The following is a 14,776-nucleotide window of genomic DNA, read 5'->3' as shown; positions in this document are numbered from 1 at the left end:
GCGCCCGACGTTTTGTGCATCGGGGAGTCGATGGCCTTGTTCGTGCCGGCCGAACCCGGGCCGCCCGACGAGGTACGTAAGTGGGTGCGAAGCATCGGAGGGGCCGAATCGAACGTCGCCTGTCATCTCCCGGCGCTGGGTTTCACCAGCGCGTGGGTGAGCGCCGTCGGCGACGATCCGTTCGGCCGGGCGCTGGTGCGGGAGATCGGCGAGACCGGGGTGGACGTCAGCGCGGTCGTGGTCGACCCGACGCGTCCTACCGGGCTGTACGTCAAGGAGAGTGGCGCGGACGGCAGCCCCGTGCGCTACTACCGCAAGGGCTCGGCGGCGTCCGGAATGGACGCCGGACTACTGGGGAAACTCGCGCTCGACGGGGTCCGCGTCATCCACCTGTCCGGGATCACGCCCGCGCTGTCGGACGGGTGCCTCGACCTGGTGCGGGCGCTGATGGAACGTCCGCGTGGCGACACGCTGGTGTCGTTCGACGTGAACTTCCGGCCCGCGCTGTGGACCGAGCGGGATCCGTCGGTGCTGGCCGGGCTGGCCGCCCGCGCCGACATCGTGCTGGCGGGCGAGGACGAGGCCGAACGAGTGTGGGGGACAGGCGACCCGGAACGGCTGCGCGCCGCGGTGCCGGGACCGAAGACGCTGGTCGTCAAGCACGGCGCACGCGGGGTGACGTTGGTCGAGGGCGACGGGGCACCGCTGTTCTCGCCCGCGCTCCAGGTCGACGTCGTGGAACCGGTCGGCGCCGGTGACGCCTTCGCGGCCGGATTCCTCGCCGCCACCCTGCGCGGCGACGACCCCGCGACCCGGCTGCGACGTGGTCATCTGCAGGCCGCGGCCACCCTGCTGACCCACGACGACGTGGGCACGCCGTTGCCCGGATCCGTCATCGACGCGCTCCTCGGCGCGGATGAGGCAGCATGGGCGGCGGCCAAGCTGACGGAAAAGGGAGTGGTGGGCGGATGAGCCAGAGCCTGGACAGGGCGCTCACGCTGCTGGGCGGGCTCGCCCGTGAGCCGAAGACGCTCGACCAGCTCGCCGAGGAGATCGGCGTGCACAAGTCGACCGTGCTGCGCCTGCTGCGCACCCTGGAGGCACACCACTTCGTGCGCCGGGAAGGGCAGCGGCACTACCGGCTGGGCAGTGCGCTCTTCGACCTCGCGCAGCAGGCACTGGAGGATCGCGACGTCCGCCGCACCGCGCAATCCGCGCTCGCCGGGCTCAACGCGCGCACCGGGCACACCGTGCACCTCGCGTCCTATGAGGACGGCGAGGTCGTCTACATCGACAAGTTCGAGGGCAGGCATTCGGTGCGGATGTACTCCCGCATCGGGAAACGCGCGCCGCTGCACTGCACCGCCGTCGGCAAGGTGCTGGTCGCGGCGATGACGCCGGAGAAGCAGGCGGACGTGGTATCGAGGATCGACTTCTTCGTCCGCACGCCGAACACGATCACCACGCCCGAGGCCTACGAGAAGGAGCTCGCGCTCGTCGCCGACCGCGGCTACGCGGTGGACAACGCCGAGCACGAGGACTTCATCCACTGCGTCGCCGCGCCCGTTCGCGGCCCGGGCGGCGTGGTGCTCGCGGCCGCGTCGGTGTCGGTGCCGAAGGTGCTGCTGGACTACGACGGTCTGATGGCGCTCGTGCCGGAACTGATCGCCGCGACCGAAGAAGCTTCCGTCCACAGTGGATGGACGGGGAACCGAAAGGGGAAGTTGGAATGAGCAAGACCGCGATCAGCACGGAGAACGCGCCGAAGCCGGTGGCCGCGTTCTCGCAGGCGGTCCGCAAGGGCAACATCCTGCAGGTGGCCGGCCAGGTCGCCTTCGACCCGGCCACCGGCGCCATCGTCGGCGAGACCGTTGGCGAGCAGACCGAGCAGACCTTCAAGAACATCGAAGCGGTGCTCGAGGCCGCCGGTTCGAGCCTGGCCGACGCGCTGATGGTGCGTGTCTACCTGACCGACGTCGACCACTTCGGCGCGTTCAACGAGGTCTACAACAAGCTGATCGGCGAGGCGCCGCACCCGGCCCGGACCACCGTGTACGTCGGCCTGCCCGCCGGGCTGCTGGTGGAGATCGACGTCCTGGCCGTGACGGACTGACCCTCGCGCGTGCGATGAACGGGCCGTTCCTTGCAAATTTCGCTAGGAACGGCCCGTTCCTAGCAGCCGCTAGAGGACGCTCGTGTACCCGTTCAGCGCGGGTTGCCCGCCCAGGTGCGCGAAGAGCACGTTCGAGTCCCGCGAGATCTCGCCGCGGGAAACGAGGTCGATCAGCCCCGCCATGGACTTGCCCTCGTACACCGGATCGGTGAGCACTCCCTCCAGCCGCGCCAGCGTCCGGATCGCGTCCAGAGTGGACTCGTCCGGGATGCCGTAGATCCCGGCGTGATACCGCTCGTCCAGTTCGACCTCGCCGATCCCGCCCGCGCCGATCAGGTCCGCGGTCGCCCGCGCGATGCGGGTGATCTGGTCACGCGTTTCCGCCGGCTTCGCCGACCCGTCGATGCCGAGGATCCGCCGAGGCTTCCCGGAAAGCGCGGCCCCGGCGACCATCCCCGCCTGCGTGCTGCCGGTCACCGAGCAGACGACCACCGTGTCGAAGAAGACGCCGAGCTCGGCCTCCTGCGCTTCGAGCTCGACGATCCAGTTCGCGAAACCGAGCCCGCCGAGGCGGTGGTCCGAGCCGCCGGCCGGGATCGCGTACGGCTTCCCGCCGTCGGCCTCGATCTCCTTGACCGCGTTTTCCCAGCTCTCCTTGAAGCCGACGCCGAATCCGGCCTCGACCATCCGGATGTCCGCGCCGAGGATGCGCGAGAGCTGGATGTTGCCGACCTTGTCGTACATCGGGTCGTTCCAGTCGACCCAGCTCTCCTGCACCAGCACGGCCTTGAGCCCGGCCCGCGCGGCGGCCGCGGCGACCTGACGGGTGTGGTTCGACTGCACGCCGCCGATCGAGATCAGCGTGTCCGCGCCCTGGGCCAGCGCGTCGGCGACCAGGTACTCGAGCTTCCGGGTCTTGTTGCCGCCGAACGCGATCCCGGAGTTGACGTCCTCGCGTTTCGCCCAGACCTTCGCGCCGCCGAGATGGGCGGTGAGCCGTTCGAGCGGGTGGACGGGGGAGGGGCCGAACAGCAGCGGATAGCGGGGGAAGTCGGCGAGGGTCATGGCGTCTCCAGGAGGTCTTCGAGCTCGGTCCAGATGGTGGCGGTGATGGCGCAGGCCGCGTCGACGTCGCCCGCTTCGATGGCGTCGGCCAGCTCCGCGTGGCGCTGGACCGACCGGTGGGCGGGCAGGGAGCCGAAGCGGGCGTACTCGAGACGTCGCAACAGCGGCGTGTAGCGGGCCAGCGTCGCGGCGATCGCCCGGTTGCGCGCGGCGGCCACCGGGACGTCGTGGAGTTCGTCGTCGGCGGCGATCGCGGCCGCGATGTCCCCGGCGGCGATCGCGTCGGCGAACCGGGCGTTGGCCGCCCGCATCGCGGCGACCTCCGCCGGTCCCATCCTCGGCGCGCCCGCCCGGACGGCGAACTCGTGCAGCGTCCGCACGAGCTGCAAGGCGTCACGGACGTCGTCGGGGACGAACCCCGCCACCCGCGTGTAGCTCTGCGGCTTCGACTCGACGAGACCGTCCTCGATGAGGCGCAGCAGGGCCTGGCGCACCGGCGCCCGGGAAAGCCCCAGCTGCTCGGCGAGGTCCCCGTCGCGCAGGTTCGTGCCCGGTGGCAGCGTCCCGTCGATGATCGCGCGCCGGATGTTCTCGTAGGCCTCGTCTCTGAGGAGGGACCTCGGCACCTTCGCTAACCCACTCACATCTGAAATGTTAGTTGGCGGTGCGCCGGTTCGGTAGCCCGGATGTCAGGAAAGGGTCGTTCAGGACGAAAAATGTCCTGAACGACCCTTTCCTGACACTTGACGGACGGCGGGGCTAGTAGACCGGTCCCGTGTACTTCTCGCCCGGCCCCTGCCCGGGCGCGTCCGGCACGGCCGAAGCCTCGCGGAACGCCTTCTGCAGCGACTGCAGGCCGTCGCGCAACGGGCCGGCGTGCAGGCCGAGGTACTCTGCCGAAGCGGTGACCAGCCCGGCGAGGGCGGTGATCAGGCGACGGGCCTCGTCGAGGTCGCGGTGCGGTGAGCTGGCCGGGTCCTCGTCCGCGAGGCCGAGGCGTTCGGCGCCGGCGGAGAGCAGCATGACGGCCGCCCTGCTGATCACCTCGACGCTCGGGATGTCCTCCAGGTCGCGGACGTCCGGGGAATACGGGGGTTGCTGAACGGGTTCATCTGACACGTCTGGTACCCTTCCACGAGCGACCAGCCCCCGAGCGATCGGGGGCGGCAAGTGGAGCCCCGCTCCCACCCGTGTCACCGCCGCAACACCAGGTGTCCGGGTCCGGTCTCGCCGAAGACGATTTCGGGCGTCGGAGGCGGTGCGTTCGGTTCTGGAGACTGAACGCGATCGGAATGAGTGGGCCTCGCGTACCTCACGGTACCGGGGCCTTCGGCATGTGGGCACCAGGTCGAAACGGTAGAAGAATTTACCTCGGACCAAGGAGGCCCCATCAGCTCCGAGACACGCATCAACGACCGAATCCGGGTTCCGGAGGTCCGCCTCGTCGGGCCTGCCGGTGAACAGGTCGGCATCGTCCGGATCGAAGATGCGCTGCGGCTGGCACAGGAGAACGATCTCGATCTGGTCGAGGTCGCTCCGCAGGCACGCCCGCCCGTATGCAAGCTCATGGACTTCGGCAAGTTCAAGTACGAGAGCGCGCAGAAGGCCCGCGAGTCCCGCCGCAACCAGCAGCTCACCGTCATCAAAGAGCAGAAGCTGCGGCCGAAGATCGATCAGCACGACTACGAGACCAAGAAGGGTCACGTGTCGCGCTTCCTGGCGGCAGGCAACAAGGTCAAGGTCACGATCATGTTCCGCGGTCGAGAGCAGTCCCGGCCGGAACTCGGTTTCCGGCTGCTGCAGAAGCTCGCCGACGAGGTGACCGAGCTCGGGTTCGTCGAGTCGTCGCCGAAGCAGGACGGTCGCAACATGATCATGGTGTTGGCTCCGCACAAGAACGTGAAGCCGCAGAAGGCCGCGAAGGCAGCCAAGGACGAGTCGTCCGAGCCGCCCGCCGACGCGTAGCGCCGACCAGCACATGTCAGCGGCACACCGGGGAACACCGGTGTGCCGCCGCACGAAAGAGGACAACGTAATGCCGAAGATGAAGACGCACAGCGGGACGTCCAAGCGTGTCCGCGTCACGGGCTCGGGCAAGCTGCGCCGCCAGAAGGCCGGCCGTCGCCACCTGATGGAGAAGAAGTCCAACAGGCTCACCCGTCGCCTCGAAGGCACGACCGAGATCGCCAAGAACGACGTCGGCCGCGTCAAGCGCCTTCTCGGCCGCTGACACCCCCGCACTTGTAAACCCCGGGCGCGCCAGCCGCGCCCCCAGATCGACAGGATGGACCAGTGGCACGCGTCAAGAGGGCGGTCAACGCCCAGAAGAAGCGTCGCGCGACTCTCGAGCTCGCCAGCGGCTACCGCGGCCAGCGTTCGCGGCTGTACCGCAAGGCGAAGGAGCAGACGCTTCACTCGCTGAACTACGCCTACCGGGACCGTCGTGCCCGCAAGGGTGACTTCCGCCAGCTGTGGATCACCCGCATCAACGCCGCGGCCCGCGCCAACGGCGTGACCTACAACCGGTTCATCCAGGGCCTCAAGGCCGCGGGTGTCGAGGTCGACCGCAAGATCCTCGCGGACCTCGCCGTCAACGACGCCGCCGCGTTCACCGCGCTGGCCGAGCTGGCCAAGGCGAACGTGAACACCGAAGAGAAGAAGTCGGCCTGACCGGCTACAGCGCTCTTCCGCAACCCGGGGCGGCTCCGTTCACCGAACGGACGCCCCGGGTTGTTGCTGCGCGCAAGCTCACCCGCCGGGCCGAGCGTGAGAAGACCGGCCGGTTCCTCGCCGAGGGCGCGAACGCCGTCGAGGCCGCGCTCGAAGACGGCGGCACGGTGTACGAGCTGTTCGTGACCGAACGTGCCGCCGCGCAGCACGAGCGGCTGCTCACCATCGCGCGTGAGGCGGGCGTCCCCGTCTCGCCGATCACCGATCGCGCCGCCGACGGGTTGTCCGAGACCGTGACACCGCAAGGCATCGTCGCGGTCTGCGCGCTCGTCGACCGTCCACAGGAGACCGTCCTGAAGCCGGGCGCGAAGCTCGTCGTCGTCCTCGTCGACGTCGCCGACCCCGGCAACGCGGGCACCGTGATCCGCGTCGCGGACGCCGCCGGCGCCGACGCGGTCGTCCTCGCCGGCGACAGCGTTGACCCGCACAACGGCAAATGCGTCCGCGCGGCCGCCGGCAGCCTGTTCCACCCCGCCATCACCCGGATCCGGGACGTCGACGCGGCCTTGAAGGCCTGCTCCGCCGCCGGGCTCCGCACCCTCGGCGCGCACGGTTACGCCGACACCGAACTCGATCAGGTGACCTTCGCCGAGCCGACCGCGTGGGTGTTCGGCAACGAGGCGCACGGCCTGCCGCGGGAGGTCCTGGAAACGGTCGACCTCGCGGTGAAGATCCCGATGTACGGCCGCGCCGAGAGCCTGAACCTCGCGACGGCCGCCGCTGTCTGTGTGTACACAAATGCGATGGCTTCGCGGGCCGCGGCCACGTAGAGTCTCGGCCATCACGCCGTCGCACCACGACACCAAGGGAGCTCTCATGGAACGCAGTGTTCGTTCCAGCACCTTGTTTACGGCGTAGAGCGCGTTTTTCGCACTCCCGAGTGACGGTGTGCCCAGCCCGAGGGTGATCGGGGGCCGCCGTTCGCTGTCCCATAGAATTCAGCAGCTGCTAAACCCATGTGTGCGCTCGCGTGCACCGGACCAGTCCCAGCGGACGCCGAGGAGTTATGTCCGAAGCCAACGACAAGCAGGACCCCCAGGCGGGGGCGCTCGCGCCGGAAACGTTGACGGCCGCCGTCAAACAGGCCGAGACGGGTTTCGCGGCCGCGGCGGATCTCGACGCGCTGGCCGCGGTCAAGCCCGCCCACCTCGGGGACCAGTCTCCGCTGCTGCTCGCCCGCCGCGAGATCGGCGCCCTGCCGAAGCAGGAGAAGGCCGAGGCAGGCAAGCGGGTCAACGAAGCGCGCCAGGGCATCCAGTCCGCGTTCGACGCCCGCCGCGCGGTGCTCCAGGCGGAACGTGACGAGAGGGTGCTCCGCGAGGAGGCCGTCGACGTCACGCTGCCGTGGGACCGCGTGCCCCGTGGCGCCCGGCACCCGATCGCGACCCTCTCGGAGCGGATCGCCGACGCGTTCGTCGCGATGGGCTACGAGGTCGCCGACGGTCCCGAGCTCGAAGCCGAGTGGTTCAACTTCGACGCGCTGAACTTCGGCAAGGACCACCCCGCGCGCCAGCTGCAGGACACGTTCTACCTCGGCGAGGAGGACTCCGGCCTGGTGCTGCGGACGCACACCTCGCCGGTGCAGGCCCGGACGCTGCTGCACCGCGACCTGCCCGTGTACGTCGTCTGCCCCGGCCGCACCTACCGGACCGATGAGCTCGACGCCACGCACACCCCGGTGTTCTCGCAGGTCGAAGGGCTCGCGGTGGACAAGGGCCTGACGATGGCGCACCTCAAGGGCACCCTCGACGCCTTCGCCCGCGCGATGTTCGGCGGGACCTCGAAGACCCGTCTGCGCCCGCACTTCTTCCCGTTCACCGAGCCGTCGGCCGAGGTCGACGTCTGGTTCGAGGAGAAGAAGGGCGGCCCCGGCTGGGTCGAATGGGGCGGCTGCGGCATGGTCAACCCCAACGTCTTGCGTGCCTGTGGCGTCGACCCCGAGGTGTACTCGGGCTTCGCCTTCGGCATGGGTATCGAGCGCACCCTGCAGTTCCGCAACGGAATCCCGGACATGCGCGACATGGTGGAGGGCGACATCAGGTTCACCCTGCCTTTCGGAACGGAGGCCTGAGTGAAGGTCCCAGCCAGCTGGCTGATCGAACACCTCGACGTCGACGAGGAGGTCACGGCCCAGGATCTGGCCGACGCCTTCGTGCGCATCGGCATCGAGGTCGACGACGTCCGTGAACTCGAACCCGTCACCGGCCCGCTCGTGGTCGGCCGCGTCGCCGAGATCGAGGAGCTCACCGAGTTCAAGAAGCCGGTCCGGTTCTGCCGGGTCGATGTCGGTGAGTCGGAGGACGAGGACGCCGGCAAGCCGGACGAGAACCTCGACGAAGACGAGGACGACGACGAAGGTCCTTTCGAGGACGACGGCCCCACGGGGATCAAGACCCGCGGGATCATCTGCGGTGCCTCGAACTTCGCCGAGGGTGACCTGGTCGTCGTCGCGCTGCCCGGCACCGTGCTGCCCGGCGGTTTCGAGATCGGCGCGCGCAAGACCTACGGCCGTCTCAGCGACGGCATGATCTGCTCCGCGAGCGAACTCGGCATCGGCGACGACCACTCCGGCATCCTGGTGCTCCCGCCGAGCACGGCCAGCCCGGGCGAAGACGCGAGCAAGCTGCTCGGCCTCGACGACACCGTCCTCGAGGTCACGCCGACCCCGGACCGCGGGTACACGCTGTCGGTCCGCGGCCTGGCCCGCGAGCTGTCCAACGCGCTCGACGTCCCGTTCGGCGACCCGGCGTCCATCGAGGTCCCCGAGGCCGAGAGCGACGTCTGGCCGGTGCACCTCGAAGACACCGAGGGCTGCAAGCGGTTCGTCCTGCGCCGGGTCAAGAACCTGGACGCGACCGCGCCGACGCCGTGGTGGATGCGCCGCCGCCTGATGCTGGCCGGCATCCGGTCGATCTCGCTCGCGGTCGACGTGACCAACTACGTCATGCTCGAGCTCGGGCACCCGCTGCACGCGTTCGCGACCGGTTCGGTCAAGGGCGATCTGGTGGTGCGCAAGGCGAAGCCGGGCGAAAAACTGACCACTTTGGACGATGTCGAGCGCACGCTCGACGCGGACGACGTGGTGATCGCCGACGACAGCGGGGTCATCTCGCTGGCGGGCACGATGGGCGGCGCGTCGACCGAGATCACCCCCGAGAGCACCGACGTGCTGCTCGAAGCGGCGCACTGGGACCCGTCGTCGATCAGCCGGACGGCCCGCCGTCACAAGCTGTTCTCCGAGGCGGCCAAGCGGTTCGAGCGCTACACCGACCCGCAGCTGTGCGCGGTGGCCGTCGAACTCGCCGCGCGCCTGCTGCGTCAGTACGGCGAGGGTTCGATCCTGCCCGGCCGCACCGACGAGGGCGGCGTCGAGCCGAACCCGCCGGTGACCATGCCGATCAGCCTGCCCGACCAGGTGGCCGGGGTGCGCTACGAGCGTGGTGTCACGGTCAAGCGGCTTTCGCAGATCGGCTGCAAGGTCAATGTGGGCACGTCGGAGGACGGCACCGCCCTGGTGACCGCGGTCCCGCCGAGCTGGCGTGGCGACCTGGTGCAGCCCGCCGACCTGGTCGAGGAGGTGCTCCGGCTGGAGGGCTACGACAGCATCCCGTCGGTGCTGCCCGACGCCCCGGCCGGCCGCGGACTCACCGACGTGCAGCGTCGTCGCCGCTCGGTCGCGCGTGCGCTGGCGGAGAACGGCTACGTCGAGGTGCTGCCCTTCCCGTTCATCTCGGACACGGTCTGGGACGCGTTCGGGCTGCCCGAGGACGACGTCCGCCGCAGCACCGTCAAGGTCCGCAACCCGCTGGAGGCGGACAAGGACCGGATGGCGAGCACCTTGCTGCCGGGGCTGCTGGAGACCTTGCAGCGCAACATTTCCCGCGGTTTCAAGGATGTCTCGCTGTTCCACATCGGGCAGGTCGTGCTGCCCGGGCCGAACCCGATCCCGATGCCTTCGCTCGGGGTGGACCGGCGCCCGACCGACGAGGAGCTCGCGGTACTGGAGGCAGCCGTGCCGCCGCAGCCGCTGCACGTCGCCGTCGTGCTCGCCGGTCAGCGCGCTCGCGCCGGCTGGTGGGGCGAGGGTGAGCAGGCGAACTGGGCCGACGCGGTCCAGGCCGCCCGGCTGGTGGCGCAGGCCGCCGGTGTCGAGCTGACCACGGCCGCGGCGGATCAGCCGCCGTGGCACCCCGGTCGCTGCGCGCAGCTGCGGGTGGGGCAGTGGCCGGTCGGTTACGCCGGTGAGCTGCACCCGAAGGTCGTCGAGGCGCTCGGGCTGCCGCCGCGCACCGTCGCGATGGAACTCGACCTGGACGCGATCCCGATTCCGGACGACCGTCCGGCGCCGCGGATCTCGGCGTACCCGCCGGTGTTGCTCGACGTCGCCCTCGTCGCGGAGTCGGAGGTGCCGTCGGCGGATCTGGCCGAGGCGCTGCGCGAAGGCGCGGGCGAACTGCTCGAGGACATCACGCTGTTCGACTCCTACCAGGGCGAGCAGGTGGGCGAGGGCAAGCGTTCGGTGGCGTACAAGCTGCGGTTCCGTGCCGCGGACCGCACGCTGACCGTCGACGAGGCCACCAAGGCCCGCGACGCCGCCGTCGCGGTCGCCGGCGAACGTTTCGGCGCGAGCCTGCGGGCCTGACCCGGTTGTCCCGTGAAGGCCCCTTTCCTCGGTTCAGCCGAGGAAAGGGGCCTTCACGCGCTTCGGGTGTGGCAAAGTGAGGACTTGTGTCACGTCCAGACGGCCGGTCCAGTATCCAAGACATCGCCCGCGCCAGGCTGAGCGACGGTTTCGTCGGCAGGGTCGGGGAACGTGAGGACTTCCGGGACAATCTGGGGTTGTCCGGAGACGACCGGCGCCGCCGGTACCTGTATTCGGTGCACGGTCTCGCCGGGGTCGGGAAGTCCTTCCTGCTCGACCAGCTTCGCGGTATCGCCGAGGAAGCCCGCGCCGCCGTCGGGTTCGCGGACGACCGGCAGCAGGATCTGCCCGCGACACTGGTCAAACTGGCGAAGGACCTCGCTCGCGGCGGGTACGAGATGCGCCGCTTCGAGAAGCGCTACGAGTCGTATCTCAAGGCGAGGGAACGGCTGCACAGCGATCCGCAGGCACCCGCGGCCGGGCGTGAACTGGTGACGAAGACCGTCGTCAAGGCCGGTCTCGGCGTTGCGAAGACACTGCCCGGCGGCAGCATCGCCGCCGACGCGATCGACGCGGACGCGACGGCGAAACAGCTGGAGCAGCTCCAGGTCTACCTCGCGGCGAAGTTCAAGCGGAAGGCCGATGTCCAGCTGCTCCTCGAACCGGCGGAGGAGCTCACCAAACCGTTCGTCGAAGATCTGTGGCGCGTTCCGGAGACGCGGCAGATCGCGCTGTTCTTCGACACCTTCGAGCGAACCGCGCCGGTGCTGGAGACCTGGCTGCTCGACCTGCTCGCCGGACTGTACGGCGATCTGCCGCAGAACCTGGTGCTCACCGTCGCGGGCCAGTTCCCGCTGGACGAGGCGAACTGGAACCGGCACGCGCCGCTGGTACGCGAGATCGAGCTCCGGCCGTTCACCGAGCCGGAGGCACGGCGCCTGCTCGCCGAACACGGCATCACCGACGAACAGGTCATCGAGATCGTGCTGCGGCTGACCGACGGCCTGCCCGTCCTGGTCGCCATGCTGGCCCGCGGGAATCCGGCCGGAGCGGACGCCGTCGGCGATCCCAGCGACGACGCGGTCAAGCGATTCCTGCACTGGGTCCCCGAAAAGGCGAGGAAGGACATCGCCGCCACCGCGTCGCTACCCCGCTTCCTCGACGAGGACGTCATCGGCGTGCTGACCGGGAAGGAGACCGCGGGGGAGACCTTCCGCTGGCTGCGGGAACTGCCGTTCGTCGGTCGCCGCGAGCTTCCGGTGCGCTACCACCCGGTGGTCCGCGGCCCGATGGTGCGGCTGGAACGCGGTCGCTCGCCCGCCGAGTTCGCCGAACGCCACCTGCGGCTCGGCGAGTACTACGAAGGCCGCTGTGCCGAACTCGGCCTGAGCAGTCACCGCGACGCCTGGAGCGACGAGCGCTGGCAGAAGAGGAAGCTCGAACAGACCTATCACCGGCTCTGCGGCGCCCCGGCCGACGCGCTACCGGACGCGCTGCTCGGCGCGGCCGAGATGATCACCACCGGCACCGCTCCCGCCCGCGCTTGGGCCCGCATGATGGAGCAGGCCGGTGCCGACGCGGACGCGCCTTCGGTACTCGGCTGGGGCCGGCGGCTGACCGCCGCGATCGGCGACGGCGACGGCCCGCGGGAGATCCCGGTGCTCGATCTGCTCGCCGGCGCGGGCGAACTCGACGCCGCGCGGCTTTCGACGGTGATCCGGCGGCGCGCCTGGGCCTACGAAAGCCAAGAGGACATCGAGGCGGCGACACGGGACTTCGACCGGGCGCTCGATCTGAACCCCGCCGACCCCTACGCGTGGAGCGATCGGGGCAACCTGTTCCGCAACGAGGGTGACTGGGAACGGGCGTTGTCGGATCTGAACCGGGCGATCGAACTCGACCCCGGGTACGCCTATTCGTGGCGCGGACGCGGCTCCGCCCGTGCCGAACTCGGCGACCTCGACGGTGCGATGGCGGACCTCGACGAGGCCGTCCGTCTCCAGCCCGACCACACATGGGCGTACGCCATCCGGAGCGAGGTGCACTTCAAACGCGGCGATATCCGGAAGGCGATCCACGAGATCGACATCGCGATCCGGCTCGACCCCGAGTACGCCTGGGCCGTCCACTACCGGGCCACGCTGCTCGCCGAGCTGGGAGACGACGAGGGAGCACTCGCCGGTCATCGCGCGGCCGCCGCCCTCCGCCCCAAAGACGTCTTCTACCTGACCAAACTGGCGTTGTTCCTGGAGCGGACGGGAGACGGAGACGCCGCGTCGGCGGCGTTCGACGCGATCGTCGCGGCGGACCCCGGGAGCGCCAGGGCCCACGCGATCCGGGCGGCCTTCCACCACCGCGGTGAACGGAACCGGCTCGCCGTCGACGGTTTCACCGCCGCGCTGCGGATCGACCCGGACTACGAGTGGGCGTACTACATGCGCGGCCTGGCCCACCACAATCTGGACGAGTACCGGACGGCACTCGCCGACCTGGACCGGGCCATCGAGCTGGCTCCCGACGACGCCGAGAACCATCTGCAGCGAGGGGCGGTGCTCAGCAGACTCAACGAGAACGGCAGCGCGGTGACCTCCTTGAGCCGCGCGATCGAACTCGACCCCGGCAACGAGTGGGCGCACAGCTGGCGTGCTCTGGCCCACCAGCGCTCCGGCGATTTCCCGGCGGCCCTCGCCGACATCGACATCGCCGTCTCGGCGAATGCGGGGCTGGCCTTCTTCCACACCAGCCGCGGCGACATCCTCAGAGACCTCGACCGGCACGACGAGGCCAGGGCGGCACTCGACGAAGGTGTTCGCCTTGGCCAGGACGGTGGGTACGCCTTGTACCGGCGCGCCCGCCATCGGTTCGTCTTCGGTGACCTGGAAGGCGCGTTGGCCGACACGGAGAGCGCGCTGGAAGCGGGGCACGACGAGAGCGCCCGCGCCCTGCGCGCGGACATCCGCTGCCGGGCAGGCGAGTACGAGGAGGCCATCCGCGAACTGCGCGAACTGGTCGCCTCGGACCCTGAGAACACCGAATACCGCGAAAGCCTCGGGGAGGCCCTGCTGTTCGCGGGGGAGCTCGACGAGGCGGAGACGCTCCTGGCCCCGCTCGCACCGGAATTCGGCTGGGCGCACAACCTCCTCACCCTCGTCTGGCTGAAGACCGGGAAGACGGAAGAAGCCCACCAAGCGCTGAACGAAGGCCTCGACAAGGCCAACGCCCGGATCTCGACCGGCCCCTTCGACTGGGACGTCCAGCTCCAGCCGCTCTTCTACCTCCTCGTCCTCGGACGTGAGGAAGAGATGACCCGTGACCTCAAGACCCTGCTCGAGAAGGGGCCGCCCCAGGAGACGCGCTTGGAACTGCTTCGCGATCTCAAGGAGCTACGAGTGCTGTTGCCCGAACTCGGTGGGGTGGTCGAGGAACTCATCGCCCTCGTCCCCAGGCCGGTGCTCACCCTCCCAGGTGCTTGAGCGCCTCCTTCCTGGACAGAGTGGACAGTGCCGGATGCGCGGCGGCGAACGCGCGCACCCAGTCCGGCTCGGTCTTCGCGTACTCGCGCAGGGCCCAGCCGATTCCCTTGCGCAGGAAGAAGTCCTTGTCGTCGATGTTCGCCTCGACGGCACGGGTGAGCAGGTCGGTGTCCGTTCCGCCCTTGGCACCGATCTGGCAGATGACCGCGGTGCGGCGACGCCATCGGTCCTCGTCGTAGGCCCAGGTCAGCATCAGCGTGGTCACCGTCTCCGGCTCCGCGCGCAGGATCGGGCCGATCCGGCGGATGGCGACCTCGTCCACGTAATCCCACCAGGCGCCCGTCACGATCATCTCCTCGTACAGGCCGAGCAGATCGCCGTCCTGCCAACGGGTGTACGCGCGATGCCCGGAAAGGGCGATCGCCGCATAGCGCTCTTCCCGGAACTCGGCCTCTCGCCACAACGTGAGAATTGCCGTCGAAAAGCTCACACGATCGGGTAGCGGATGTTCGGCATAGAGCCGCTTCAGCAAGGCGGCCCGAGGCGGGGACGCCACACCGAGGAACGGCATTTCCGACTTCATGTACGCCCGCATCGACGGCGCCTTTTCCGGATCGGCCAGCGCGGCCAAACCGTTGCGAACCGCCGAAACCAGGCTTTTCACCTCGTCCATGCGCTCTCCTTTCCCCAGTGGGCGACGCGAGCGTACGACAGGGGACCGACAAGACTGATATGCCCGGATCGAGGATCGGA

14 protein-coding genes are annotated in these 14,776 nt (G+C 69.6%); 10 read left to right on the top strand and 4 right to left on the bottom strand.

The genetic code is table 11. From position 1 onward, the window contains the following. Positions 1-30 precede the first annotated feature (30 nt). Genes AORI_RS66375 through AORI_RS66365 form a run of 3 tightly spaced genes read left to right on the top strand, consistent with a single transcriptional unit; the run spans position 31 to position 2,113 of the window. A complete protein-coding gene (locus AORI_RS66375) occupies positions 31-972 on the top strand; it encodes a sugar kinase (RefSeq protein WP_420806992.1) in 942 nt (313 codons plus the stop codon). Beyond that, positions 969-1,733 carry an IclR family transcriptional regulator gene (locus tag AORI_RS66370; protein ID WP_016335402.1) on the top strand — a complete coding sequence of 255 codons (765 nt, stop codon included), beginning with the start codon at positions 969-971 and terminating at the stop codon, positions 1,731-1,733. Before AORI_RS66375 ends, AORI_RS66370 begins: the two co-directional genes overlap by 4 nt. Next, positions 1,730-2,113 carry a RidA family protein gene (locus tag AORI_RS66365; RefSeq protein ID WP_007028047.1) on the top strand — a complete coding sequence of 128 codons (384 nt, stop codon included), beginning with the start codon at positions 1,730-1,732 and terminating at the stop codon, positions 2,111-2,113. The genes AORI_RS66370 and AORI_RS66365 overlap by 4 nt, the downstream gene beginning before the upstream one ends. A gap of 69 nt (positions 2,114-2,182) precedes the next feature. On the opposite strand, the gene AORI_RS66360 is transcribed toward AORI_RS66365, so the two are convergent. The 3 genes from AORI_RS66360 to AORI_RS66350 form a co-directional block, all read right to left on the bottom strand. Beyond that, positions 2,183-3,178: a 1-aminocyclopropane-1-carboxylate deaminase gene (locus AORI_RS66360; protein ID WP_016335401.1), complete on the bottom strand. Its 996-nt coding sequence runs from the start codon at positions 3,176-3,178 to the stop codon at positions 2,183-2,185. Beyond that, the gene (locus tag AORI_RS66355; RefSeq protein WP_016335400.1) at positions 3,175-3,804 is read right to left on the bottom strand and encodes a GntR family transcriptional regulator; all 630 of its coding nucleotides are present in this window, start codon (positions 3,802-3,804) and stop codon (positions 3,175-3,177) included. Before AORI_RS66355 ends, AORI_RS66360 begins: the two co-directional genes overlap by 4 nt. 133 nt (positions 3,805-3,937) lie before the next feature. Beyond that, positions 3,938-4,297 carry a DUF1844 domain-containing protein gene (locus tag AORI_RS66350; RefSeq protein ID WP_005163289.1) on the bottom strand — a complete coding sequence of 120 codons (360 nt, stop codon included), beginning with the start codon at positions 4,295-4,297 and terminating at the stop codon, positions 3,938-3,940. A gap of 270 nt (positions 4,298-4,567) precedes the next feature. Here AORI_RS66350 and infC point away from each other — a divergent pair, with 270 nt between their 5' ends. From infC to AORI_RS66315, 7 genes are all read left to right on the top strand, one after another. Further along, the gene (gene infC / locus AORI_RS66345) at positions 4,568-5,143 is read left to right on the top strand and encodes a translation initiation factor IF-3 (protein WP_051071860.1); all 576 of its coding nucleotides are present in this window, start codon (positions 4,568-4,570) and stop codon (positions 5,141-5,143) included. 70 nt (positions 5,144-5,213) lie between these two features. Then, positions 5,214-5,408 (top strand): 50S ribosomal protein L35, encoded by a 195-nt coding sequence (rpmI, locus tag AORI_RS66340; protein ID WP_007028043.1) that lies wholly within the window; start codon positions 5,214-5,216, stop codon positions 5,406-5,408. A gap of 62 nt (positions 5,409-5,470) precedes the next feature. Then, on the top strand, positions 5,471-5,848 hold the full coding sequence (gene rplT, locus AORI_RS66335; protein WP_005163284.1) for a 50S ribosomal protein L20: 378 nt from the start codon (positions 5,471-5,473) through the stop codon (positions 5,846-5,848). Next, positions 5,845-6,678, top strand: a complete 834-nt coding sequence (locus AORI_RS66330) for a TrmH family RNA methyltransferase (RefSeq protein WP_081809806.1) — start codon at positions 5,845-5,847, stop codon at positions 6,676-6,678. The genes rplT and AORI_RS66330 overlap by 4 nt, the downstream gene beginning before the upstream one ends. Positions 6,679-6,914: 236 nt before the next feature. Continuing rightward, positions 6,915-7,979 (top strand): phenylalanine--tRNA ligase subunit alpha, encoded by a 1,065-nt coding sequence (pheS, locus tag AORI_RS66325; RefSeq protein WP_016335397.1) that lies wholly within the window; start codon positions 6,915-6,917, stop codon positions 7,977-7,979. Further along, positions 7,980-10,550 carry a phenylalanine--tRNA ligase subunit beta gene (pheT, locus tag AORI_RS66320; protein ID WP_016335396.1) on the top strand — a complete coding sequence of 857 codons (2,571 nt, stop codon included), beginning with the start codon at positions 7,980-7,982 and terminating at the stop codon, positions 10,548-10,550. Between the two features lie 86 nt (positions 10,551-10,636). Continuing rightward, positions 10,637-14,023, top strand: coding sequence for a tetratricopeptide repeat protein (locus AORI_RS66315; protein ID WP_016335395.1), 3,387 nt, complete (start codon positions 10,637-10,639; stop codon positions 14,021-14,023). Here the strand turns inward: AORI_RS66315 and AORI_RS66310 are convergent. After that, positions 14,004-14,696, bottom strand: coding sequence for a DNA alkylation repair protein (locus AORI_RS66310; protein WP_016335394.1), 693 nt, complete (start codon positions 14,694-14,696; stop codon positions 14,004-14,006). The genes AORI_RS66315 and AORI_RS66310 overlap by 20 nt on opposite strands. Positions 14,697-14,776 lie beyond the last annotated feature (80 nt).

Origin of the sequence: Amycolatopsis keratiniphila (genome assembly GCF_000400635.2) — a bacterium.
Classification (GTDB): Bacteria; Actinomycetota; Actinomycetes; order Mycobacteriales; family Pseudonocardiaceae; genus Amycolatopsis; species Amycolatopsis keratiniphila.
The sequence above is the reverse complement of the archived record's forward strand: the minus strand, read 5'-3'. Positions and strand labels throughout refer to the sequence as shown.